Below are 25,118 nucleotides of genomic sequence, written 5' to 3' on the forward strand. Positions count from 1 at the left end.
CACTTTTAAGTTCATTTTTATTGAATGTTTTGATTGTAAGGAGATTGCTGCTGCAAATAATTAGCATATTGCTGATAGCTTTGTTGTATTTTTTGGTTGTCGCACGCCTCAAGGGAATACCATCCATTTTTAAACATGACATTAAATAACTGCCGCTGGCATTTTTGCGTTTCGTCGCAAATCATTTGAATATTTTCGTATAAAACGGTGTGGCTAAGCTCATTCAAAGCTGTACTATAACCTTGTGTCATATATTTTTCAGTTGCAAGCAAGTCATTTATAAAGTCGCGGTCGTTCATTTGCGGGCTTTTTTGAACTGTTGTTTCCGGATTGCTGATTTTCGTGTTGTTTGATTGCTGGGCTTGCATAATAAATCTCCTTTCTACTGCATTTGTGGATTGCCATTTAATTGATTTAATATCTGCTGATAGTGGCGATGATGCATTTCTCCTACCTTTTCCAACTCAGCTTTAATTTCAGGAATTTGGCATTGTGAAGCAAAAAAATGTGCTTTTTTCATCGCAATTAAATTCCATGACATCATATCTGTTAAATATAGTTGATCTTTTACAGAAATAATTTGCGGCGGTTCGTTATAAACTTGATTTTGCTGCATATTTTGCATATTGGTTGGCATTTGATTCATCATAAAAGCCCCCTTTTTCAAAAATGTACAAATTTAATATCCCACAATTTTTAAAGAGTTATGCAAAAATTTTTTAACAGGAATATTGAACAAAAATTTTAAATATTTTATACTTTAGTAAAACAGAAAAAAATGAATGAATGTTCATTCAAATGAAAGGGGATTTGAAATTGTGCGTCAAATAAAAAAAGCTGCAGTACTCGGATCAGGAGTGATGGGATCCCAAATTGCAGCACATTTAGCGAATGTCGGGATTCATGTATTACTCCTGGATATTGTACCGACAGAACTAACGGCAGAAGAAAAACAGCAAGGATTGACGCTGAAAGATCCAATCGTTCGAAACCGTTATGCTCAAAAGGCCGTGCAAAGACTGCAGAAGCAGACTCCTGCTCCATTGACTGCAAAAGAAAATATAGAGCGAATTGAGATCGGGAATTTTGATGATGACATTGAGAAAATTGCTGAAGCTGATTGGGTGATTGAAGCAGTTGTGGAAAGGCTCGATATTAAACAGAAAGTTTTTGAAAAAGTGGACAAATGGCGGCGGCCAGGCAGCATTATCAGCACAAACACATCTGGAGTTTCCGTTCATTCGATGTCAGAAAACCGCTCAGAAGATTTCCGCAAACATTTTTTAGGCACTCACTTTTTTAACCCGCCACGCTATTTGAAGCTGCTCGAAATTATTCCAACAAAAGATACTGACGAACAAGTTGTAGCATTTATGAAGAGATTTGGTGAAGATGTTCTTGGCAAAGGGGTTGTTTGCGCAAAGGATACACCGAATTTCATTGCCAACCGCATTGGAACATATGGTTTTCTTGTAACCGTACGTGAAATGCTGAAAGGGAATTATTCTGTCGGAGAAGTTGATTCCGTGACAGGACCTTTGATCGGCAGACCAAAAAGCGCCACATTCCACACACTTGATGTAGTCGGTTTAGACACGTTTTTTCATGTCGTAAACAACGTATATGAAAGAGTGGATGGCGAAGAAAAAGAAATTTTTCGTGTCCCGGATTTTATGAAGAAAATGCATGAAAACGGCTGGATTGGATCAAAAGCCGGGCAAGGATTCTACAAAAAAACAGGCAAAGAAATTTTAGAATTAAATGTAAATACGATGGAATATGAAAATAGAAAAAAACTTCGTGCCGATTCTATCGAAATAGCGAGACGTGAAAAAGGCACCGGGGAGAAGTTAAAAGCCGTTGTTTATTCGAACGACCGTGCAGGCACTCTTATTTGGAAAATTCTTATTCCAACGCTTCTTTATTCCGCAGAACAGCTGGACAGCATTGCCGAAACGATCGTTGACATTGACCAAGCGATGAAGTGGGGATTTGGCTGGGAGCTTGGACCGTTTGAAATGTGGGATGCAATCGGGATAAAACGATCTGTTGAAACCATTGAACAGCAGGGCGGAACAGTGCCAGCATGGGTCAAGCAAATGCTGAAGGATGGAAATGAAACGTTTTATAAGCAAAGCGAAGGCGCCACTTATTTTTATCATCGGGGCGAGTACAGACTGCTGCAAACAAATATGAAACAAATTCATGTGCAATCGTTGAAAAATGGAAAATCAATCATTAAAGAAAATAACGGGGCAAGCTTAATCGATATCGGCGATGATATCGCACTGCTCGAGTTTCATTCGAAAAACAATGCGATCGGCTATGATATTGTGCAAATGATCGATTTTGCCATCGACGAAGTTGATAAAAATTATAAAGGGCTAGTCATCGGCAATGAAGGAAAACACTTTTGTGTAGGCGCAAACCTTGCGTTTATGTTAATGGAGGCACAGGATGAAAATTATTTTGAAATTGAGCTGATGATAAGAAAGTTCCAGCAAGCGATGATGAAAATTAAATATAGTCCGAAGCCGGTTGTAGCGGCCCCTTTTCATATGACATTGGGAGGCGGCGCGGAAGTATGTTTGCCTGCCTCAAGCATTCAAGCAGCTATGGAAACTTACATTGGCCTAGTTGAAACAGGTGTTGGACTGATCCCGGGCGGGGGAGGAAACAAAGAACTGTATATAAAAATTCTTGACCAAATCGGCAATGATATTGAAATTGATTTGCAAAAGGTCGCAAATAAAACATTTGAAACGATCGCCATGGCTAAGGTGTCCAAATCCGCACAGGAAGCGCAGCAAAACGGGTTTCTTCAACCGACAGACGCCATAACCATCAATAAAGATCACCTGCTGTATGATGCGAAGCAAAAAGCGCTGTTTTTATATGAAAGCGGATACCGTCCTCCTGTCCGCAAAAAAATTCCGGTAGTTGGCGAGACCGGATATGCTGCCATGATATTAGGGGCACAAAATCTTTATTTATCGGGATACGCTTCGGAGCACGATGTAAAGATTGCTAAAAAATTAGCCTATGTGATTGCGGGAGGCAAGCTTCCATACAGGACAAAGGTAGATGAACAATATTTGCTCGATTTGGAACGGGAAGCATTTTTAAGTTTAATAGGTGAACCGAAAACACAAGCCAGGATGCAGCACATGCTGTTAAAAGGAAAACCGCTGCGCAACTGACAGAAAGGAGTTAGAAAAATGAGGGAAGCTGTCATTGTCGCTGGTGCTAGGACACCGGTTGGAAAAGCAAAAAAAGGGGCATTAGCCAACATACGACCGGATGATTTAGGAGCATTAGTAGTAAAGGAAACATTGAAGCGGGCCGGAAGCTATGACGGACATATTGATGATGTCATTATTGGTTGTGCTATGCCTGAGGCAGAACAAGGCTTAAACATTGCAAGAAATATCGCGGCGCTGGCAGGGCTCCCCTATACAGTGCCGGGAATAACCATTAACAGGTTTTGTTCTTCAGGGCTGCAGGCTATTGCTTATGCAGCTGAACGGATCATGCTTGGGCATGCGGAAGTCATTATCGCAGGAGGAACAGAATCAATGAGTCTTGTTCCAATGACTGGAAATGTATTGCGGCCAAATGCAAAGCTTGCCGAGGAAGCGCCTGAATATTACATGAGCATGGGACATACAGCCGAGCAGGTCGCACAAAAATACAATATCAGTCGAGAGGAACAAGATGAATTTGCTGCGCGGAGCCACCAAAAAGCAGCATTAGCAATTCAAAACGAAGCATTTGCTGAAGAAATCGTTCCTGTAGAAATCACGAACCGAACAGTTGATGCTAATAACAAGCTGCAGGAGAAAAAAACAATATTTCGCAAAGATGAAGGGGTTCGACCAGAAACAACAAAAGAGGTTCTTTCATTTTTAAAACCGGTATTTGCAGTAAACGGATCTGTAACGGCGGGAAATTCTTCGCAAATGAGCGACGGAGCGGCTGCCGTTATGGTAATGGATCGAAAAAAAGCGGAAGAGCTTCAGCTAAAGCCGCTGGCCAAATTCCGTTCTTTTGCTGTAGGAGGAGTGCCGCCTGAAGTGATGGGAATAGGCCCTGTCGTTGCGGTGCCAAAAGCGCTTGAATTAGCGGGTCTTGAACTTTCCGATATTGGACTCATTGAATTAAACGAAGCATTTGCTTCACAAGCGATTCAAGTAATTAGAGAACTCAAATTAGACGAAGAGAAAGTAAACGTAAACGGAGGTGCCATAGCTCTTGGACATCCTCTTGGATGTACAGGTGCAAAATTGACATTAACTCTTATCCACGAAATGAGAAGAAGAAATGAACAATTTGGATTGGTGACGATGTGTATCGGCGGAGGAATGGGTGCAGCGGGAGTTTTCGAGCTTCTATAAAAAACCAAAAGGTTAGGTTTTCTACACATGATGGAAAATGACATGGAGTCTTCGAACTTATTTATGAATCCAAAAGGGGGAATATTGGGTGGCAAACAAAACAGAGGCCTATATAAAGGGCGGAAGCTTCATCATGGAAGAAATTCCTTTTGATCGGATCTTCACGCCGGAAGACTGTACAGAAGAACATAAAATGATTGCGAAAACAGCTGAAGATTTTGTCCTGAACGAGGTTGTTCCTTTTATTGACCGTCTTGAAAACCATGAATTTGATATTTCGGTGAAATTGCTGAAGCAAGCTGGCGAACTTGGTCTGCTCGCAGCAGATATTCCAGAAGAATATTCCGGACTAGGTCTTGATAAAGTAAGCTCTGCTCTTATTGCAGAACAATTTTCCCGCGCAGGGGGCTTCTCAATTACATTTGGAGCCCATGTAGGCATCGGCTCGCTTCCAATTGTATTGTTTGGAAATGAAGAACAGAAGAAAAAATATTTGCCCAGCCTTGCAGTCGGTGAAAAAATCGCTGCATATGCATTAACGGAACCAGGATCAGGATCAGATGCTCTTGGTGCAAAAACTACAGCGAAGCTAAATGAGGCAGGAACACATTATATTTTAAACGGAGAAAAACAATGGATCACAAATTCAGCTTTTGCAGATGTTTTTATCGTGTATGCAAAGGTGGACGGCAAACATTTCACAGCATTTATTGTTGAAAGAGATTTTCCGGGTGTTTCAACAGGTCCTGAGGAAAAGAAAATGGGGATCAAAAGCTCTTCAACAAGGACATTGATCTTAGACAACGTTTTAGTGCCAAAAGAAAATGTTTTAGGGGAAATCGGCAAAGGGCATAAAATTGCCTTCAATATTTTAAATATCGGACGATACAAATTAGCCGTCGGGGCAATCGGAGCCTGCAAGCGCATCATCGAATTGTCGGTCAAATATGCGGTGCAAAGGAAACAATTTGGACGGCCGATAGCCCAATTTCCGTTAATCCAAGAAAAGTTGGCCAATATGGCGCTGAAGCTTTATGCAATGGAAAGCTCAGTCTATCGAACGGTTGGATTGTTTGATGACCGGATGAGTTATTTAACACCTGAAGAGCAAAAGGATGGAAATGCTGTTGCCCAATCGATTGCTGAATATGCGATCGAATGCTCATTAAACAAAGTATTCGGTTCTGAAACGCTTGATTATATAGCGGATGAAGGAGTTCAAATTCATGGCGGATACGGATACATGGCGGAATATGAAGTGGAAAGGGCCTATCGCGACTCCAGAATTAACCGCATTTTTGAAGGAACGAATGAAATCAACCGCTTGCTTGTTCCGGGAATGTTTTTGAAAAAAGCAATGAAAGGGGAGCTACCTCTTCTTCAAAAAGCACAAAGCCTTCAAAAAGAACTGTTGACATGGATGCCGGAAGAAATCGGCGATGGCGTATTGGAGCAAGAAAAATATTTGTTGAAACAAGCGAAAAGAGTGACGCTTTTGCTGGCAGGTGCTGCAGCTCAAAAATTTGGCCAATCCTTGCAGCAGGAACAAGAGATTCTTGCAAATATCGCGGATGCGGTAAATAACGTTTATGCGATGGAATCCGCTATTTTGCGCACAGAAAAGGCCATTGTGAACTCAGGAGAAGAAAAGAATAAACAGAAGCTTCTTTATACACAAGTGTTTGTGCAAGAAGCGTTTCAGGAATTAGAGGCGAATGCAAAAGAAACGATTGTTGCGATCGAGGAAGGAGACGACTTGCGGATTCTTCTCTCTGCTCTAAAAAAATTGATGCGACAAATCCCTGTAAATGTCATTAAGAAAAAACGCCAAATTGCAGCTAGAGTGATTGAAGAGGAAAAATATATAGTATAGCTGCGGGACTTAGGGGTGTCTAATAAGTCGTTTTTACGGCTAATTGACACCCCCTTTAATGTTTTAGAAACGTTGATATATTGGTGTTTATGATCTTTTGTTTTCAATGGGGATTTGACTTTCTGGACAGCTCCAAAAATTTATTGATCAAGTTATTATGTTTGTCCAATTCGGATATGATAAAATATTATTGGTGTTGTATGAAGGAGGTGAGAAGGAATGGCTTTAACAATGTACTGGTATCCGAAGTGCGGAACTTGCAGAAAAGCGAAAAAATGGCTGGAAGATCACGGAATTGATTTTCGTGAAATACATATCGTGGAAAATCCTCCTTCTAAAGAAGAGTTAAAATCCTTTTATGAAAAGAGCGGATTGGAGTTAAAAAAGTTTTTTAACACGAGCGGTCAAAAATATCGTCAATTAGGTTTAAAAAAAAAAGTAAAAACAGCAACAGATGAGGAGCTCTTTGATTTGCTCGCATCAGACGGTATGCTCATTAAGCGGCCGATTGTTACTGATGGGGAAAAGGTGACCGTTGGCTTTAAAGAAGAGGAATTTGAGAAGATTTGGGGAAATTAAATTTAGAAAAGATTCTATTTAAATAGAATTCTTATATAAAAATGATAATTGGAGGGAATGACATTGAATACACCAAAAGAATTGCGTTATTCTGAAGAGCATGAATGGGTAAAGGTGGAAGGTGACAAAGTAAGAATTGGGATCACTGATTTTGCGCAGTCTGAACTCGGTGACATCGTATTTGTTGAACTTCCAGAAGTTGGAGATGAAATAGTCGCTGACGAACCTTTCGGTAGCGTTGAATCAGTGAAAACAGTTTCTGAGCTTTATGCCCCTATCAGCGGAAAAGTTGTTGAAGTGAATGAGGAATTGGATGACAATCCTGAATATGTAAATGAATCTCCTTATGAAAAGGCTTGGATGATTGTTGTTGAACCAAATGACATTCAAGATGTTGAAAAATTAATGACAGCTGAAGAATATGAAGAAATGGTAAAAGAAGACTAATATGAAACCCCCGTCTCCCTTTGAGAAGGGGGTTTCCTTGTGCGCCCGGCATGGGTGTAATCTATAGGGTGAAAGTCCCGAGCTGCGAAGGCAGAAGTAGCAGTTAGCTTAACGCAAGGGTGTCCGTGGTGACGCGGAATCTGAAGGAAGCGAGCGGCAAACTTTGGGTCTCTCGGAACACGAACTTCATATGAGGCTAGGTATCACTGGGTGAGTTTGCAAGACAAAACAAAGCCCTTTCTGCCGAAGGTGATACAGAGTAAATGAAGCAGATGGATGGAAGGAAAGATTACACTCTTACCCGGGGAGGTCTGGCTGGCACGCCAAGTAACCTTGGTAACCTATCTAGTGATAGATAGCTGAACAGTCAGAAGTCAGCAGAGGTCATAGTATTAGTTGGTCTAGAACAACTAAGAAGGACCGAACAATTAAGAGAGAATAGCCCTTGGCATTCAGTGAGTCATGATGAACACAGAAAACGTAGTACCTCACTTGAGGGAGGAAGCGGTGAATCCCGTGGGAGATCTCTTGGAGGGTGGAGTGACCACTGGCATAAAGAGAACAGCTATTCACGGAAGTTATAAAGACTTGCGTCAATTATCTTAATTGAACCGCCGTATACGGAACCGTACGTACGGTGGTGTGAGAGGACGGGAGTTAATCGCTCCCTCCTACTCGATTTCTTTATTAATGGAAAAGTGCGGACAATCAAAGTATTTTGTGTGAAGGAATCAACCACTTCATTTAGAATAAGTATATATCAAAAAGCATCTATAAGCAGGTGATAACAATGGCACTGATAGAAATTGAGAAAGTTATCATTGTTGAAGGAAAGTCTGATAAGAAAAAAGTAGAGAAAATTATTAATGAACCTGCTGAGATTATTTGTACAAATGGCACGTTAAGCTTGTCCAAGCTCGATGAATTGGCGGAAAGCTTATTTTTCAAGGATGTTTATATTTTAGTCGATGCGGATGAAGCAGGAGAAAAATTGAGAAAACAAATTAAGCGGGAGCTTCCGGAAGCCAACCATCTATATATAGACAAAATGTACCGTCAAGTTGCATCCGCACCTGAACAGCATATTGCCGCCGTCTTGCTGAGAGCAAATATTGATGTACATGCAAGATATTTATCATAAATGTGGAGTGTGTTCAATGATTGAAATAACAAAAGAGCAATTAGATGCGATTAGCGATGAAGAGAAAACCATTATATTTTTATATACACCTTTTTGCGGGACGTGTAAATTAGCTAAAAGCATGCTGGAAATTGTAGAAAAAATCATTCCTTCCATAAACATATATACGAAAGATTTGAATTATATCCCTGAATTTGCCGAAAAATGGAAAATTGAAAGTGTTCCATGTTTATTGATCTTTGAAAAAGGACAAATTGCCGAAAAAATATATGCGTTTCATTCTATTGACTATTTATATCAAAAGTTAAAAAGTTTTTCTACCATATAATTATATTTCCTGAGAAATATGTCAGTTTTTTCTAGAAAGCGTCGACAACTCCCAGCAGGAAGAAGGAAAGCTAGAAAGAATGAGTAAAATAAAATATTTGCTGGGGGGTTGTCAATGTTTGATTTTTTATTAGAAAAGGCAAATGATCATCATTTTTTAAAGCCTTTATTTCCGGCACATCCTATGTTTATTGCTTTTGAGTATGGCCAAAGCATTTATTGTTATCAATTGGATTTGGAAGGATTAAGACGAGTTGATGGAAATATCGAATCCATTGATGTAAAAATTATAGGAAATGAAGAGCAAATGGAAGAGCTCATTACAGGCCAGCTAAAGCTCCAACAACTAATGAAATTGAAAGCAGTAAAAGTTGAGGGGAGATTTCGGGATATTTTAAGATTAGAATCTGTCTTGTCTTTATTGGCCTAACAGGTTAAAATAGAGTAAAGATATCGGAAAAGAATATATTGACACAATGTTTGTTGAATGGTACAATCTCTCCCAGTTAGTTTGTATTGTTTAAAATAATGTTTTAATAGAAAAATAGCGGGTGCACATGTACAATAAAGCTTTGTCTACAATTGCGTTGAAAAAAAGGAAGGTCAATTGAATGTAATCGTGCCTTTCTGCATCTGTGCAGGAAGGCTTTTAGTATTAAACCGAAGCTGCTGCATGTGTGAAAGAAGGTGTAAACTTGATTTCTCTCAACGGTGTTACAAAAATTTATCATACGAATCATAGCCAAGTAAAAGCTGTCGATCAAGTTGATCTTCAAATCCAGAGCGGAGAAATTTTTGGGATCATCGGATACAGCGGTGCTGGGAAGAGTACATTAATACGCTTGTTAAATGGTCTTGAAAAGCCGACAAATGGGACAGTTGAAGTGGCGGGAAAAAGAATAGACCAAATTAAAGGAAAAGAACTGAGATCCGCCAGAAAAGAGATTAGTATGATCTTTCAGCATTTTAATCTATTGTGGTCAAGAACAGTGCGGGAGAACATCGCTTTTCCATTAGAAATTGCCGGCATGAAGAAAAGCGATCGGCTCAAAAGAGTTGATGAACTTATTAAACTAGTAGGTTTAGAAGGAAAAGAAGATGCATATCCCTCGCAATTGAGCGGAGGACAAAAACAAAGAGTCGGCATTGCAAGAGCTCTTGCGAACAATCCGAAAGTTCTTTTGTGCGATGAGGCGACTTCTGCTTTAGACCCTCAAACGACTGATTCCATCCTAGATTTGCTTGTAGATATTAACAAGCGATTAGGTTTAACGATTGTTTTGATCACCCATGAAATGCATGTAATTCGAAAAATTTGTCATAGAGTGGCTGTGATGGAAAACGGGAAGATTGTTGAACATGGTGATGTGTTGACGGTTTTCCGAAATCCGAAGGCTAACATTACAAAACGATTTGTTAAACAAGTTACAGAACCTGATGAAACAATGGAAACGATTGATTACCTGCTTGAAAAGTACAAGCATGGAAAGGTTGTCAAACTTACCTTTGTAGGAGACAGAGCGGAGCAGCCTATGATTTCAAAAATCATTAAAGAGTTCGATGTAGAGGTTAATATTTTGCAAGGGAAAATTTCACAAACTCAAAGTGGATCCTACGGGACGTTAATCATCCATTTTGATGGAGATGAAACTACAGTTGAACAAGCCATTGAATTTATTCGCAATCAACAAGTGGAGCTGGAGGTGATTGCGAATGTTTGAGACATTGTTGCCAAATGTAAAATGGGACAAAGTCATTGATGCAACTTATGAAACGGTTTATATGACAGCTGTTTCTGTATTTGCTACATTTTTTCTCGGAATTATTTTAGGTCTTTTATTGTTTTTAACGTCAAAGGGGAACATGTGGGAAAATCGGTTTATCCACTCGTTTGTTGCAGCAGTTGTCAATGTATTCCGTTCAATTCCCTTCATTATTTTGATCATTTTGCTGCTTCCTTTTACAAAAGCAATCGTTGGTACCATTTTAGGGGCTAATGCTGCACTTCCTGCACTCATCATTGGTGCTGCGCCTTTTTATGGAAGGATGGTGGAAATTGCACTGAGGGAAGTTGACAAGGGGGTGATTGAAGCTGCAAAATCGATGGGAGCTACAATGAGCACAATTATTTTCAAGGTACTGCTTCCAGAATCGATGCCTGCTTTAGTTTCAGGAATAACTGTCACAGCAATTGCGTTGGTAGGTTATACAGCCATGGCAGGCGCCATTGGTGCCGGTGGTCTTGGAAACCTTGCCTATTTAGAAGGATTTCAGCGTAATCATAGTGATGTAACATTTGTTGCAACTGTACTCATATTGATTATTGTATTTATCATCCAATTGATCGGCGATATGATTACAAGAGCAATTGATAAGCGTTAAACGAAGGAGGAGAATAATATGAAAAAATGGCTTTTAGCGACTGTTTTAGGTGCGACGATGATATTTGCTTCTGCTTGCGGAGGTGGAAGTAATCAGGGAGGCAGCTCCGGCGGCTCTGACAATGAGAAAAATGAAGTAATTAAAGTTGGCGCATCTCCTGTTCCACATGCAGAAATTTTAGAGGAAGCAAAACCGCTTCTTGAGAAAAAAGGATATAAATTGGAAATTGAAGAATTCACTGATTATGTATTGCCGAATAAAGCTTTAGCGGAAAAGGATATTGATGCAAACTACTTCCAGCATATCCCTTACCTTGAAGCACAGAAACAAGAACATGGATATGATTTTGTCAATGCCGGCGGAATTCATATTGAGCCAATTGGCGTATATTCAAAAAAATATAAATCTTTAGAGGAGCTTCCGAATGGAGCTACTATTATCATGAGTAACTCAGTTGCTGACCATGGACGCATGCTGTCAATGCTGGAGGAAAAAGGTTTAATTAAGCTGAAAGATGGCGTTGATAAAACGAAAGCGACAGTTGATGACATAGCAGAAAACAAAAAGAATTTGAAATTCAAAACAGACATCGAAGCGCCAATGTTGACGAAAGCTTATGAAAACAATGAAGGCGACGCTGTATTAATTAACGGGAACTTTGCTCTGGATGCAGGACTTGACCCATCAAAAGATGCCATTGCTCTTGAATCGCCAAAAGACAATCCGTATGTAAACGTCATTGCTGTCCGCAGTGAAGATAAAGACTCTGAAAAAATTAAAGCTCTTGTAGAAGTGTTACAATCAGATGAAATTAAAGAATTTATTCAAACAAATTATCAAGGCTCCGTTATTCCTGCTGAATAATCAATTGGGAAGCTGTGCATATTTACGCGCAGCTTCTTTTTTTGGACCAAGCTGAGCTGGTATTGTTTGGACAAAAATTCATTTGAGAAAAAACGTACGAACTTAGGTGAAATTTATGCCGCCAAAAAAGCAAATAGAAAGTGCTGTTCATTTCGATTAAGCGCTTCAGCAGAACATAAGAAAGGGAATGGGGCATTTACTCAACATAATTTTACAATTGCTTGTTTCAAAAAGGTTGAGCTATCAATAGCATGATCGATCAGTGTCAAATGCAAGATGAATATTGTATTTTTTTCTCTCCAGCGGGAATGCAGCCGAAAGGAAATATATGAAGCAGCAGGATTTGCACCAGCTTTCGAAGAAGGAATTGTGATGAGCTTAGCGGCCGCATTTAGAACGGAATGTTTTGCATGAAAAACAAATAAAGATGTAATTTTCAGTATTTTGGAGCATTTGTAAGATTGAACCTTTAATCCTTTCTCATTGGCTTAAAATGGGTTTTAAGCTGTTTTAATCAGCGATACAGCAGGTTGCTTGCAAGCTGTAATCATTGCTAACATTAAATTGTATAAAAAATGAAAGGATTGGTTCATTATTTATTTAAACCAAGAAATGATAGACATTAAATTTACGTCTGAAATGGAAAAAGCCATGCATCAATTTCACGGAATGGGATATAACGAATATAGGAGAACACATAAGAAGCGAATGAAGGTTGAAAGAAAAAGAGAACGAAATTACCGCAGCAGCCAAATTGTAACAGCTAATCTGAAAGGGAAATTGTTTTTGTCTACGCTAAACTAAATCAGCCAGTCGGCAAAGACTGGTTTTTCTTTTTATTGAATACATACAACAAGTTTGTTTGAATGATACTAAGATGACTATATACTTTGTTCCTAAAAATTTGGTAATATGAATAATGTTGTGAGATATTAAAAGGTTGTATTCACTTTTAATTTGTTATAAAATAATAATGAGAATAAATTGAGAATGATATTAATATTTGACCTATAGATTAATGGAGGTATTGGTTATGTCAGGATCTACATTAACGATTAAAGATTTGCATGTTTCCGTAGAAGGGAAAGAAATTTTAAAAGGTGTGAACCTTGAAATAAAAGGCGGAGAAATTCATGCGATCATGGGGCCGAACGGAACAGGAAAATCAACTCTTTCCTCCGCGATCATGGGACATCCAAAATATGAAGTGACACAAGGATCCATAACTCTCGACGGACAAGATGTGCTTGAGATGGAAGTAGATGAGCGTGCGCGTGCAGGACTTTTTCTTGCCATGCAATATCCAAGTGAGATCAGCGGAGTCACAAATGCTGATTTCTTGCGTTCAGCTATCAACGCCCGCCGAGGCGAAGGCAACGAAATTTCTTTAATGAAATTTATTCGCAAAATGGATGAAAAAATGGAATTTCTTGAAATGGATCAAGGGATGGCGCAGCGATATTTAAATGAAGGATTCTCGGGCGGTGAGAAAAAGCGGAATGAAATACTTCAATTAATGATGCTTGAGCCTAAGATTGCCATCTTGGACGAAATCGATTCAGGCTTAGATATTGATGCGTTGAAAATTGTTTCCAAAGGTATCAACGAAATGCGGAGCCCTGAGTTTGGCTGCTTGATTATTACACACTATCAACGTTTGTTAAACTATATTACACCGGATTTTGTTCATGTTATGATGCAAGGAAGAATCGTGAAATCCGGCGGAGCAGAACTAGCTCAGCGTCTTGAAGCAGAAGGATATGACTGGATTAAAAAGGAATTAGGCATCGAAGACGAAACAGTAGGGCAAGAAGCGTAAGTGTTAGGAGGATCAAAATGACTGTAGAAACGAAACTACCGTTTGACCAGAAATATATAGAAAATTTCTCCAAACAGTTAGGTGAACCGGACTGGCTGAAAGATCTTCGCTTGCTTGCTCTTGCAAAAGCTGAAGAGCTTCCATTGCCAAAGCCGGATAAAACAAAAATCGACAAATGGAATTTCTCTCAGTTTTCTAAACATGTCGTTTCCAGCAGCACTCTATCTTCTCTTGATGAGCTGCCGGAAGAAGTAAAAACGCTTATTGACGCAGATGAAGAACATAAAAATCTCTATATACAACGTGACAATACGCCTGCTTTTTTGACAGTCTCTGAAGATTTGAAAGAAAAAGGAGTTATTTTTACTGACATTCACACGGCTGCGAAGGAACACGGAGACTTGCTTCAGCAATATTTTATGAAAGATGGAGTAAAAATTGATGAACATCGGCTGACAGCTTTGCACGCAGCCTATTTAAACGGCGGGGTCTTTGTGTATGTGCCGAAAAATGTAGAAGTGGAAAAGCCTCTTCAGGCGGTTTTTATACATGAAAACCCTGAAGCCAATTTGTTTAATCATGTGATCATCGTTGCGGATGATAATAGTTCTGTTACGTATGTCGAAAACTACATCTCGACCACCGAAACAGAGGGTGCTGTGTTTAATTTAATTACCGAAGTTATCGCCAATACTAATGCGAAAGTTTCTTACGGTGCGGTTGACAATCTGACTGAAAACATCACAACATATGTGAACCGCCGCGGGGTTGCTGGACGCGATGCAAAAATTCTTTGGGCATTAGGATTAATGAATGACGGCAATACGATTTCTGAAAACACAACAAATCTTGTCGGAGACGGTTCTATAGGCGATACAAAAACAGTTGTTGTTGGGAGAGGAAGCCAGATTCAAAACTTTACGACGAAGGTCGTTCACTTTGGCAAACATACCGAAGGCAACATTTTAAAACATGGTGTTATGAAAGACAGTGCGACGTCCATTTTTAACGGCATCGGCAAAATTGAGCACGGTGCATCGAAATCAAATGCTGAGCAGGAATCCCGCGTTTTAATGTTAAGTGAAAAGGCAAGAGGAGACGCAAATCCGATTTTGCTCATTGATGAAGATGATGTTGTCGCCGGCCATGCCGCATCTGTGGGACGTGTTGACCCGATTCAGCTCTACTATTTAATGAGCAGAGGAATTTCAAAATCGGAGGCTGAGCGATTAATTATTCATGGATTTTTAGATCCTGTTGTAAGACAAATGCCGATTGAAAGTGTAAAAAACCAATTGACAGAGGTTATTGAAAGGAAAGTTCGGTAATGGATATTAAAGAAATTCGCAAACAGTTCCCGATCCTTAGTCAAAAGGTCAACGGCCGCGATTTAGTTTATTTGGATAATGCTGCAACATCGCAAAAGCCAAATGTCGTCATTGATGCAATCACAAAATACTACCGCGAGTACAATTCAAATGTGCATCGCGGTGTTCATACACTTGGTACAAAAGCTACAGATGCCTATGAAGGTTCACGGGAAAGAGTTCGTCAATTTATTAACGCAAAATCCGTCCAGGAAATTATTTTTACACGGGGAACAACAACAGGTCTAAATATGGTGGCACAGAGCTATGGAAGGGCCAATTTAAATGAAGGCGATGAAATTGTCATTACGTACATGGAGCATCATGCCAATTTAATTCCATGGCAGCAAGTTGCAAAAGAAACAGGAGCTACGTTAAAATATATACCACTAAAAGAAGACGGAACTATCTCGTTAAGTGATGTTCGAAATACGATTACAGCCAATACGAAAATTGTTTCGATTGCGCTCGTATCCAATGTTCTTGGCACGATCAATCCAGTAAAAGAAATAGGCGAAATTGCTCATCAAAACGGAGCTGTTCTTGTCGTAGATGCTGCTCAAGGAGCACCACATATGAAAATTGATGTTCAAGATTTAAATTGTGATTTTCTTGCTTTCTCGGGACATAAAATGTGTGCTCCGACAGGAATCGGTGTTCTATACGGAAAAAAAGAGCTGCTCGAAAATATGGAACCGGTTGAAACCGGCGGAGAGATGATTGATTTTGTCGGTTTATATGAATCTACATGGAAGGAGCTCCCATGGAAATTTGAAGCTGGTACACCAATTATTGCCGGAGCAGTTGGATTAGCCGCAGCAATTGACTTTTTAGAAGAAATTGGGCTTGAGAATATTTTCAATCATGAACATAGACTTGCCCAATATGCATTGGAGCAATGCTCAAATATTGAAGGCATGACAATTTACGGACCGAAAGAACGGGCTGGGCTCGTTACCTTCAACCTCGAAGGCATTCATCCTCACGACGTGGCAACTGTTCTGGATGCGGAAGGTATTGCGATCCGAGCCGGGCACCATTGCGCCCAGCCATTGATGAAATGCTTAGAAGTATCAGCGACAGCACGGGCGAGCTTTTATCTATATAATACTGAAGAAGAAATTGATTTATTCATTCGCGCAATTCAAAAAACAAAGGAGTATTTCGGCAATGTCATTTGATAATCTTGACACATTGTATCGTCAAGTCATTATGGATCACTATAAAAATCCTAGAAATAAAGGCTCTCTTCAAGACAGCGTTACGGTTGACATGAACAATCCAACCTGCGGTGATAGAATTCATTTGACAATGAAAATTGAAGATGGAAAAGTCATCGATGCGAAGTTTGAAGGGGAAGGCTGCTCCATTTCGATGTCATCGGCATCCATGATGACCGAAGCGATCAAAGGACAAACGATTGAAAATGCTCTTAAGCTTTCTAAAATCTTCTCCGATATGATGCAAGGCAAGGAATACGATGATGATATTGATTTAGGAGATATTGAAGCATTGCAAGGCGTTTCAAAATTTCCAGCTCGAATCAAATGTGCAACGCTTGCCTGGAAAGCGATGGAAAAAGGTGTGCGGTCTGAAGTCGAGTGATAAAATTTAAATGAGATTGGAGTGAGAAAGTATGGCGAAAAAAATGCCTGAAATAGGCGATTATAAGTATGGTTTTGTCGATAAAGACGTTTCTATATACCGAGCAGAACGCGGATTGACAAGAGAAATTGTTGAACAAATTTCGAAAATGAAAAATGAGCCTGAGTGGATGCTGCAATTCCGCTTGAAAGCTTTAGACCATTTTTATAAAATGCCAATGCCTCAATGGGGCGGCGATTTGTCTGCTTTAGATTTCGATGAAATTACTTATTACGTAAAACCTTCTGAACACTCAGGACGTTCTTGGGATGAAGTTCCAGAAGAAATTAAACGCACTTTTGATAAGCTCGGAATTCCTGAAGCGGAACAAAAATATTTAGCAGGTGTTTCTGCCCAATACGAATCAGAAGTTGTGTATCACAATATGAAAGAAGACCTTGAAAAAATGGGCATCATTTTTAAAGATACAGACAGCGCCTTAAAAGAAAACGAGGACATCTTTAAAAAATATTGGGCGACGGTCGTTCCACCGACTGATAACAAATTTGCCGCTTTAAACTCTGCAGTTTGGTCAGGGGGTTCCTTTATTTACGTTCCGCCTGGAGTAAAAGTTGATACGCCTTTGCAAGCATATTTCCGAATTAATTCAGAAAACATGGGACAATTTGAACGGACGTTAATTATAGTTGATGAAGGTGCCCACGTTCATTATGTTGAAGGATGTACGGCGCCTGTCTACACAACTAACTCGCTGCACAGTGCTGTTGTAGAAATCATTGTGAAAAAGGGAGCCTATTGCCGCTATACAACGATTCAAAACTGGGCAAACAATGTGTATAACTTAGTAACGAAACGTGCGGTTTGTGAAGAAAATGCAACAATGGAATGGATTGACGGAAACATCGGTTCGAAATTAACTATGAAATATCCTGCAGTCGTTTTGAAAGGTGAAGGTGCACGCGGCATGACATTGTCCATTGCCCTTGCCGGTAAAGGTCAACATCAAGATGCAGGAGCGAAAATGCTTCATTTAGCGCCGAATACTTCATCTACGATTGTTTCGAAATCGATCTCGAAACAAGGTGGAAAAGTAACGTACCGAGGTATTGTCCATTTTGGTCGGAAAGCAGATGGAGCACGTGCAAACATTGAATGCGACACATTAATCATGGATAACCAATCAACTTCCGACACGATTCCATATAATGAAATCCTAAACGATAATATATCTTTGGAACATGAAGCAAAAGTATCGAAAGTATCTGAAGAGCAGCTGTTTTATCTCATGAGCCGTGGCATTTCTGAAGAGGAAGCAACCGAAATGATCGTCATGGGATTCATTGAACCATTCACAAAAGAGCTGCCAATGGAATACGCCGTTGAAATGAACCGCCTCATCAAGTTTGAAATGGAAGGAAGTATTGGATAATCCTTATAATACTAAGGGGGTGTCTAATAAGTCGTTTTTACGGCTTATTGACGCCCCCATTAATGTTTTAGAAACGTTGATATATCGGTGTTTATAATTTTTTGTTTTCAATGGGGATTTGAGGACAGTCCCACAATTCACCCACAAAAATTAGATATTCATGTTTGTATACCGTTAATACAACTCCAGTGCCTCGTCCTCAATTTTATTGGTCACATGGAGATATGTGTCAGCGGTTATTTTTATGCTTTAGTATCTTAATCTTTCGCTCCAGCTAAAGGAGAGCATCATGTAAAGAAAAAACAGGGAGTTTGCATGTTTGCACACTTCTGTGGAGGTCACAAGCAGGAAACGTCACTCACCGGACTATTTCTAAAGTTTACATTGCATAACAGCTTTTCCCCAATGCCAATAGTGGCTGTGAGAAAGAAGAATCAGAAGGCTTTAAAATTTCGCTTGCCCCTCTCCTCTAGAACACCATAAATGATAGCTTACGTTTTTCTATGAGGCTTGAACATCTTCTCATACAAAATATAAAACCGAGCCGCAAATCATTGCAAGGAGAATAAAAGATAACAAGAAAAATAATGGATTGATAAAACCAAATGCTATATTATTTGCAGTAATTTCATCTCCTAATAAAAATTCATCATATTAGGAGTATAAGATGTTGGCCAAATATAACTGTTCCTAAAATATATAATTATGGAGTACAAGAGAAACAATCACGGCTTCTTTTACGATCTTCAACACAACCACCTCAATACATATGTATTGCGCGTCATTTTCTGAAGCCGCATCCTTTTTAATGAGATCCTTTCATAAAGAAGAAGCAAACTTATTTATACGATCAAAATATATTTAGCCCCTAAGCGATAATTTACCTATTAAAATCCCATATCCATTCCCAAAACTTACTACCTTGGGCTACTATAAAGTAATCAAACCATTTTTCAAAAGTCAGGTTTAGAAACCCAAACGGATCGTCCAAACTTCCGCCGTTGTCAAGCCAATAAAGATATCCTTTTCTTTCGGGAGCTAAAGCTATAATGAGCCGGCAGCCATCGTAGCCATATCCAATAGGAAACCAATCTGGAGGATAATCAATATATTGATAATCCTCTAGTATCTCTTCGACAGATAATAATTGCAGTCCACCTCCGTTTTCAGGATCATCAAATAATGTAGCACCATTACATATTTTCAGAAAGTCTTCATAGTCACTAGGAATATTAAAAGGCAGCTTCTTGATTTCTTCTTCTGTTGCAGGGGGATTGAAACGAAATTGTAGTTTTCCTAAAAATCCTTCTTCATTTTGAACAACCAGCATATTCTTTTCATCTAGTCTTTTATTCAAAGCATCTAAAGTCATTTTGATTCGTACTGACATGTTGTGGCTATCACTCTTTTATCATTCATCCAGCAAGGACTAACAATCTTTCTGTGGAAATCCTTTTACAGTTGTATGAGGTTACTAAAATTGTAGAATACGGTGTATTTTATCATTTGGCCAAACTGTGCTCTTATATGTTTATTATACCATTTTCTGTAATTTTTTTCTATCTGAAGTAGTCCAATTGGCAGCATCAGCTTTTTCAAGTTGTAAATGATGAATCTGTGAATTATTTCCTGATCATAGATCCTTATAACATCTTTACTTTACCTGTTTCTTCGATCAGCAACTGTACAGGATGAGATATTTGAACTTTTTTGTTGCAAAACTCTTTATTTTTATTGTTGTTATAAATACAATGTCCAAAAATACTGCCAGCCTTTTATAACAAAAAAGTGCTTAAATCGTGAATCTTTTTCGATGCTGTATTATGATGAGTATATAAAGACTACATTGATAGGAGTAAGAAATGATTTACATAGGCTTGACAGGTTGGGGAGATCATGATTCTCTCTATCCATCCGGGACATCATCGAATGATAAATTAACGATTTATGCAGGACATTTTCCTGTTGTTGAGGTCGATTCCACTTTTTATTCGATACAGCCTGAGAAAAACGTTCGAAAATGGGTGAACGAGACGCCCGAAAATTTTCAATTCATTGTAAAGGCGTATAAAGGAATGACTGGACACGAAACAGGCTTAGGATCTTTCGAAAGCCGCTCAGAAATGTTCGCTGCTTTTTATAAAATGATTCAGCCCTTTCAAGAAGCGAATAAATTGGCAATGGTTCTTTTTCAATTTCCCCCTTGGTTTCACTGCAAAAGAGAAAATGTTGATTTCTTGCGATGGTGCAAAGAGCAAATGAAGGATGCCCCTTGTGCACTAGAATTTCGCCACCGCTCCTGGTTCCTTCCTACATATTATGAAAAAACGCTTCAATTCATGGAGAAGGAAGGGTGGATTCACACCATTTGTGATGAGCCGCAGGCAGGGGAAAATTCAGTTCCGACCGTATTATATTGCACGAATAGAGAAAAGACCTTGGTAAGATTTCATGGACGAAATGTTCATGGATGGCTGAGGCCAAAAGAAGGGAATTGGCGTGAAGTACGATATTTATATAGATATAATGAACAAGAGCTTGATGAATGGAAAGGACACATAAAAATGCTGAAAAAGCAAACTAAAGATCTCTATCTCATTTTCAACAACAACTCGGGCGGAGACGCGGCGGACAATGGAAAAGAACTGATGAAAAAGTTAGGAATTACATATCATGATTTAGCGCCAAGGCAGCTTGATTTATTTGAGTGTTTTGAAAAGTATCCCACTGAAGGAGAGAGCGACTTTGATTGAGACGGTTCATATATATCATACGAATGATCTGCACAGTCATTTTGAAAATTGGCCGAAAATCGTTCATTATCTAAAAACAAAAAAACATATTCATAAAAGTAAAAACGAAACTGTTTTTTTATTCGATATCGGCGATCACGTCGATCGCTTTCATCCAATTACTGAAGCGACCGGGGGAGTCGCAAATGTTGAGCTGCTGAATCATTTAACTCCAGATGCAATAACGATTGGAAATAATGAAGGAATTACTCTTCCTTTTGAAGCATTGGATCGGCTGTATAATCATGCACAATTCCCGGTCATTGTGTCTAATTTATTTTACTTAGACGGTACTAGACCAAAATGGGCAAAGCCTTATGTGATTAAACATTTACAAAATGGAGTCCGAATCGGTATTTTAGGCGTAACGGTTTGCTTTGAGCAATTTTACCGTCAGTTAGGGTGGATGATAACAGAACCGATGGCAAATATAAAAGAAACATTGGAGGAAATCCGGGGCAAAGCAGATGTTATCATTCTTTTATCACACCTTGGAATATCCGATGATGAATGGATTGCTCAACAATTTCCTGATATCGATGTTATATTAGGAGCCCATACACATCATGTGCTTGATCGTGGAAAGCTTGTAGGCAATACGCTTTTGGCGGGAGCAGGAAAGTTTGGACAGTGGCTTGGACATATTGAACTTAAGATCGACTCTGCTCAAAAGAAGCTGGTAAATAAAAAAGCGGAGATTATTGAAACGAAAACGATTGAAAAAGAAGATGTTTTTACCATAAAGTGGCTTGATCAAAAAAAAGCTGAAAGTGCTCAAAAACTTAACGAAGTTGTTGTGGAATTAAAAGAAGAATTACGGATTGATTGGTTTTCAGATTCACCATTTGCAAAGCTGTTGGCTTCCGCTTTAAAAGAATGGTGCGATGGGGAAGTTTCCATGGTGAATGCCGGAGTATTGCTTGAATCGCTTCCGAAAGGACTCGTCACAAAAGGCGATTTGCACCGGATTTGTCCTCATCCGATTAATCCTTGTAAAATCATGGTTCAAGGCGATCAATTAAAAGAAGTTATTTTACAAGCACGGACAAAAGAAATGGAGCAATTGAAGCTTAAAGGATTAGGCTTCAGAGGCAAAGTAATGGGGCGTATGGTTTTTGACGGCATTGAAACGGTCATGGAAACGTTGGAAGATGGCAAGGAACATGTGAAAAAGATCTTTGTAAATGGAAAACATCTTGATCAAAATCATGTGTATGCAGTGGCAACTATTGATATGTTTACATTAGGTCCATTATATCCGCAATTAAGCCGTGTAAAGAATAAAATATACTTCATGCCTGAATTGCTAAGAGATGTACTTGCTTGGAAATTATCGAAACAGTTCCTGCAAATCCATCAATAAATTTTTGTCAACATCTCCTTTCCTTTCATAAAGTGAAGTAGGGAAGGAGGGTATTTTATGGTATCTGTATCGCCGGTTAAAATTGGTGATCATCAATTTACCGCCATTACCATTCAGCTGCCAAAAACGAATTTCATGGCTGTTACAGCCGAAAAAGGTTATATTATGTGCGGTGCGCTTGATGTAGCCTTATTGAATGAAAAATTAAAAGAGAGAAAAATTATTGCCGGCCGCGCTGTCGGAGTGAGGACAATTGAGCAGCTTCTTGAAGCCCCATTGGAATCAGTCACAACAGAAGCGGAGGCAATTGGCATTAAGGCAGGGATGACAGGCAAAGAAGCACTATTGAAAATGGTAGAAAAATAAAAAACAACCATTATCTTTTTATAAAAGAATGATTATTGCTCATCTATAGTATACAGATGAAAGAATTTTCCAAAACGTACCATCTATGAATTTAAATAAGATGTATTCATTAATGGATTTTTCAACAGACATGAAAAAGTATTTTCTATCATTTGATCAGCGATATAGTCGCAAGTAATTGCCATTCAGTCGAGTAAAAAACATAAAATTGATTCATAAAGAGCCCGTTCCTGAGTTGGTGCGGGCTCTTTATTTTTTTTCTTTTTGCCATTCAAGCCGTTCCCATAGTTTTAAATGCGGATAAGGGTCAAAAGACCACTCGGTTTTACCGTTGTCTTTATACATCCCGTAATGCAAGTGCGGCGGGAATTTGCCAGATGTTCCTGGAGGGCCGTAGCCGCTGCTTCCGACAGAACCGATGATTTGCCCCGGTTTTACGATTTGTCCAACGTGAATGTCTTTGGCAAAGCCGTTTAAATGTGCAAAATAATGGTACGTATTCTGAATGTCCCGAATACCGATTCTCCAACCCCCATAGCGATTCCAGCCTTTCATTTCGACAATTCCGTAGCAAGTGGAACGAACCGGTACGCCATAATGTGCAAATATATCTGTGCCTTCATGAATTCTCCGGCCGCCCCAGCCGCGCGCATCTCCCCATGTATCACGGTAGCTGTAATCAGTTCTGACGGGAAGAGGAAAAGCATGCTCGTTTAATTGCAGATGCCCGAAATGTTTGAACAATTTCATATGACCTAAAATAATTCCGACCGTTTTATCACGGTGATAATAAGACCATAAACCAATTTTTAAATTTTCTATATCATTACCATATTTTGATAAAAAATGTGCAAAACTATATAAGACATCTTCATCATGATCCATTTGCGCTTTGCCGTCGCCGTTTCCATCCATTCCGATTCCCCCGAATAGCTGAATGCTAACCGGATTTTGGTCGTTCAGATTCGGATTAGCTGTCCCAGCCCATTTATCAGGAGGAATGTAAATGCCAATAACTCCTTTTTGTTTTGGGATATCATTTTTTATTTTTCTGACGTTTCGTTCGTATTGGTCGCACGCAGCCAATACATACCAAGGAATCTGGGTGATGGCTTCCACCTTTTTATACAGGCTCATTCGCAAATGATTTATTTGTTGTTCAGTTAATTGACTGGACGCATTGGCATGGCTGGAAAATAAAGATAAAAGTGCAGCCAATAATAACATTTTTCTGAGAACCACAATTGATAAACTCCTTTCCATCATGTCATGTCTTAGTGTAAGAAAAAAGTAAAGTTTCAATGGCTGGAAATTGAAGGAATATAAAATTCCTTTTTCTTGTCCAATATCTTTCATTATGTTAAATTGACTATAGTGTATCATCTTTATTTTTTTAATGATTACATATTGGAGATGATGAAAAATGGCTCAAAAAGAAGAAAGTTTACGAAAACCTGAATGGCTTAAAATAAAATTAAATACAAACGAGAATTACACAGGGTTAAAAAAATTGATGCGCGAGCAAAAGCTTCATACGGTTTGTGAAGAAGCGAAATGCCCCAATATTCATGAATGCTGGGCAGTGAGAAGAACGGCAACATTTATGATTTTAGGAAGCGTTTGTACACGCGCATGCCGCTTCTGTGCAGTGAAAACAGGACTGCCAACCGAGCTTGATTGGCAAGAGCCGGAGCGTGTAGCGGATTCCGTCCGCATTATGAACTTAAAGCATGTTGTCATCACTGCAGTTGCCCGTGATGATTTGAAAGATGGCGGAGCAGCCGTTTTTGCTGAAACGGTTCGTGCTGTGCGCAAAAAAAATCCATTTACTACAATAGAAGTTCTTCCATCTGACATGGGCGGAGTGTACGAAAATTTAAAAACATTAATGGACGCTAAACCTGATATTTTAAACCATAATATTGAAACTGTTCGGCGCTTAACCCCAAGGGTTCGCGCTCGTGCAACCTATGAACGTTCTTTGGAGTTTTTGCGGAGAGCAAAAGAAATCAATCCGGATATTCCGACAAAATCAAGCATTATGATCGGGCTTGGGGAAACGAAAGAAGAAATTATCGAAGCGATGGATGACCTTCGTGCAAATCATGTTGACATCATCACAATCGGACAATATTTGCAGCCTACGAAAAAACATTTAAAAGTTCAAAAATTTTACCATCCAGATGAATTTGCAGAATTAAAAGAAATTGCTTTGTCAAAAGGATTCAGCCATTGCGAGGCAGGTCCGTTAGTCCGTTCGTCTTATCATGCTGATGAACAAGTAAATGAGGCAGCCAAACAGCGGCAGGCAAAAGCTTAAAGCCACAGAGCCGTCAAGAATTTCTTGACGGCCCGTTTTAATAAAAATAG

The 25,118-nt window shown here is 39.2% G+C and carries 24 protein-coding genes; 20 read left to right on the forward strand and 4 right to left on the reverse strand.

Annotation, left to right across the window (positions count from 1 at the left end; genetic code table 11):
• Positions 1-17: 17 nt before the first annotated feature.
• Both NST97_RS17075 and NST97_RS17080 read right to left on the reverse strand, forming a co-directional pair.
• Positions 18-368, reverse strand: coding sequence for a spore coat protein (locus NST97_RS17075; RefSeq protein WP_063386942.1), 351 nt, complete (start codon positions 366-368; stop codon positions 18-20).
• Between the two features lie 14 nt (positions 369-382).
• The gene (locus tag NST97_RS17080; protein ID WP_198318588.1) at positions 383-646 is read right to left on the reverse strand and encodes a hypothetical protein; all 264 of its coding nucleotides are present in this window, start codon (positions 644-646) and stop codon (positions 383-385) included.
• A gap of 172 nt (positions 647-818) precedes the next feature.
• On the opposite strand from NST97_RS17080, the gene NST97_RS17085 reads away from it, so the two are divergent.
• From NST97_RS17085 to sufB, 16 genes are all read left to right on the forward strand, one after another.
• Complete coding sequence (locus NST97_RS17085) at positions 819-3,200, forward strand: 3-hydroxyacyl-CoA dehydrogenase/enoyl-CoA hydratase family protein (protein WP_205419943.1); 2,382 nt, start codon at positions 819-821, stop codon at positions 3,198-3,200.
• Positions 3,201-3,218: 18 nt separating this feature from the next.
• Positions 3,219-4,394, forward strand: a complete 1,176-nt coding sequence (locus NST97_RS17090) for an acetyl-CoA C-acetyltransferase (RefSeq protein WP_341343508.1) — start codon at positions 3,219-3,221, stop codon at positions 4,392-4,394.
• Positions 4,395-4,527: 133 nt separating this feature from the next.
• The gene (locus tag NST97_RS17095; protein ID WP_063386989.1) at positions 4,528-6,267 is read left to right on the forward strand and encodes an acyl-CoA dehydrogenase family protein; all 1,740 of its coding nucleotides are present in this window, start codon (positions 4,528-4,530) and stop codon (positions 6,265-6,267) included.
• Positions 6,268-6,486: 219 nt separating this feature from the next.
• On the forward strand, positions 6,487-6,846 hold the full coding sequence (locus NST97_RS17100) for an arsenate reductase family protein (protein WP_341343509.1): 360 nt from the start codon (positions 6,487-6,489) through the stop codon (positions 6,844-6,846).
• Positions 6,847-6,909: 63 nt separating this feature from the next.
• A complete protein-coding gene (gene gcvH, locus NST97_RS17105) occupies positions 6,910-7,293 on the forward strand; it encodes a glycine cleavage system protein GcvH (protein WP_063386938.1) in 384 nt (127 codons plus the stop codon).
• Between the two features lie 790 nt (positions 7,294-8,083).
• Entirely contained in the window at positions 8,084-8,434 is a 351-nt protein-coding gene (locus tag NST97_RS17110) for a toprim domain-containing protein (RefSeq protein WP_063386937.1), read from the forward strand.
• A 16-nt stretch (positions 8,435-8,450) separates the two neighbouring features.
• Positions 8,451-8,762, forward strand: coding sequence for a thioredoxin family protein (locus tag NST97_RS17115; protein ID WP_327862665.1), 312 nt, complete (start codon positions 8,451-8,453; stop codon positions 8,760-8,762).
• A 114-nt stretch (positions 8,763-8,876) separates the two neighbouring features.
• Positions 8,877-9,191 (forward strand): SCP2 sterol-binding domain-containing protein, encoded by a 315-nt coding sequence (locus NST97_RS17120; RefSeq protein WP_339194480.1) that lies wholly within the window; start codon positions 8,877-8,879, stop codon positions 9,189-9,191.
• Positions 9,192-9,456: 265 nt separating this feature from the next.
• The gene (locus NST97_RS17125; RefSeq protein WP_063386934.1) at positions 9,457-10,482 is read left to right on the forward strand and encodes a methionine ABC transporter ATP-binding protein; all 1,026 of its coding nucleotides are present in this window, start codon (positions 9,457-9,459) and stop codon (positions 10,480-10,482) included.
• Positions 10,475-11,143, forward strand: coding sequence for a methionine ABC transporter permease (locus tag NST97_RS17130; RefSeq protein WP_066249196.1), 669 nt, complete (start codon positions 10,475-10,477; stop codon positions 11,141-11,143). Before NST97_RS17125 ends, NST97_RS17130 begins: the two co-directional genes overlap by 8 nt.
• An 18-nt stretch (positions 11,144-11,161) precedes the next feature.
• Positions 11,162-12,007 (forward strand): MetQ/NlpA family ABC transporter substrate-binding protein, encoded by an 846-nt coding sequence (locus NST97_RS17135; protein WP_094245247.1) that lies wholly within the window; start codon positions 11,162-11,164, stop codon positions 12,005-12,007.
• Between the two features lie 1,033 nt (positions 12,008-13,040).
• Positions 13,041-13,826: a Fe-S cluster assembly ATPase SufC gene (sufC, locus tag NST97_RS17140; RefSeq protein WP_063386930.1), complete on the forward strand. Its 786-nt coding sequence runs from the start codon at positions 13,041-13,043 to the stop codon at positions 13,824-13,826.
• Between the two features lie 17 nt (positions 13,827-13,843).
• Complete coding sequence (gene sufD, locus NST97_RS17145) at positions 13,844-15,154, forward strand: Fe-S cluster assembly protein SufD (RefSeq protein WP_311066986.1); 1,311 nt, start codon at positions 13,844-13,846, stop codon at positions 15,152-15,154.
• Positions 15,154-16,374, forward strand: coding sequence for a cysteine desulfurase (locus NST97_RS17150; protein WP_063386928.1), 1,221 nt, complete (start codon positions 15,154-15,156; stop codon positions 16,372-16,374). The genes sufD and NST97_RS17150 overlap by 1 nt, the downstream gene beginning before the upstream one ends.
• A complete protein-coding gene (sufU, locus tag NST97_RS17155) occupies positions 16,364-16,798 on the forward strand; it encodes a Fe-S cluster assembly sulfur transfer protein SufU (protein ID WP_063386927.1) in 435 nt (144 codons plus the stop codon). Before NST97_RS17150 ends, sufU begins: the two co-directional genes overlap by 11 nt.
• Before the next feature lie 31 nt (positions 16,799-16,829).
• Positions 16,830-18,227, forward strand: coding sequence for a Fe-S cluster assembly protein SufB (sufB, locus tag NST97_RS17160; protein WP_063386926.1), 1,398 nt, complete (start codon positions 16,830-16,832; stop codon positions 18,225-18,227).
• Positions 18,228-19,107: 880 nt separating this feature from the next.
• Here sufB and NST97_RS17165 read toward each other — a convergent pair.
• Positions 19,108-19,617 carry an SMI1/KNR4 family protein gene (locus NST97_RS17165; protein ID WP_339211060.1) on the reverse strand — a complete coding sequence of 170 codons (510 nt, stop codon included), beginning with the start codon at positions 19,615-19,617 and terminating at the stop codon, positions 19,108-19,110.
• Positions 19,618-20,089: 472 nt separating this feature from the next.
• On the opposite strand from NST97_RS17165, the gene NST97_RS17170 reads away from it, so the two are divergent.
• The 3 genes from NST97_RS17170 to NST97_RS17180 are packed head-to-tail and all read left to right on the forward strand — an operon-like array spanning position 20,090 to position 22,748.
• Positions 20,090-20,980 (forward strand): DUF72 domain-containing protein, encoded by an 891-nt coding sequence (locus tag NST97_RS17170; protein ID WP_341343510.1) that lies wholly within the window; start codon positions 20,090-20,092, stop codon positions 20,978-20,980.
• Complete coding sequence (locus NST97_RS17175) at positions 20,973-22,382, forward strand: bifunctional metallophosphatase/5'-nucleotidase (RefSeq protein ID WP_339211061.1); 1,410 nt, start codon at positions 20,973-20,975, stop codon at positions 22,380-22,382. The genes NST97_RS17170 and NST97_RS17175 overlap by 8 nt, the downstream gene beginning before the upstream one ends.
• Before the next feature lie 57 nt (positions 22,383-22,439).
• Positions 22,440-22,748 (forward strand): YunC family protein, encoded by a 309-nt coding sequence (locus tag NST97_RS17180; protein ID WP_063387095.1) that lies wholly within the window; start codon positions 22,440-22,442, stop codon positions 22,746-22,748.
• Positions 22,749-22,997: 249 nt separating this feature from the next.
• Here NST97_RS17180 and NST97_RS17185 read toward each other — a convergent pair whose 3' ends face one another.
• Positions 22,998-23,975, reverse strand: coding sequence for a M23 family metallopeptidase (locus tag NST97_RS17185; RefSeq protein ID WP_130157080.1), 978 nt, complete (start codon positions 23,973-23,975; stop codon positions 22,998-23,000).
• 196 nt (positions 23,976-24,171) lie between these two features.
• Here NST97_RS17185 and lipA point away from each other — a divergent pair, with 196 nt between their 5' ends.
• Positions 24,172-25,068 carry a lipoyl synthase gene (lipA, locus tag NST97_RS17190; RefSeq protein WP_063387093.1) on the forward strand — a complete coding sequence of 299 codons (897 nt, stop codon included), beginning with the start codon at positions 24,172-24,174 and terminating at the stop codon, positions 25,066-25,068.
• Positions 25,069-25,118: the final 50 nt, after the last annotated feature.

This window comes from Aeribacillus sp. FSL K6-1305 (genome assembly GCF_038050115.1).
GTDB lineage: Bacteria > Bacillota > Bacilli > Bacillales > Aeribacillaceae > Aeribacillus > Aeribacillus composti.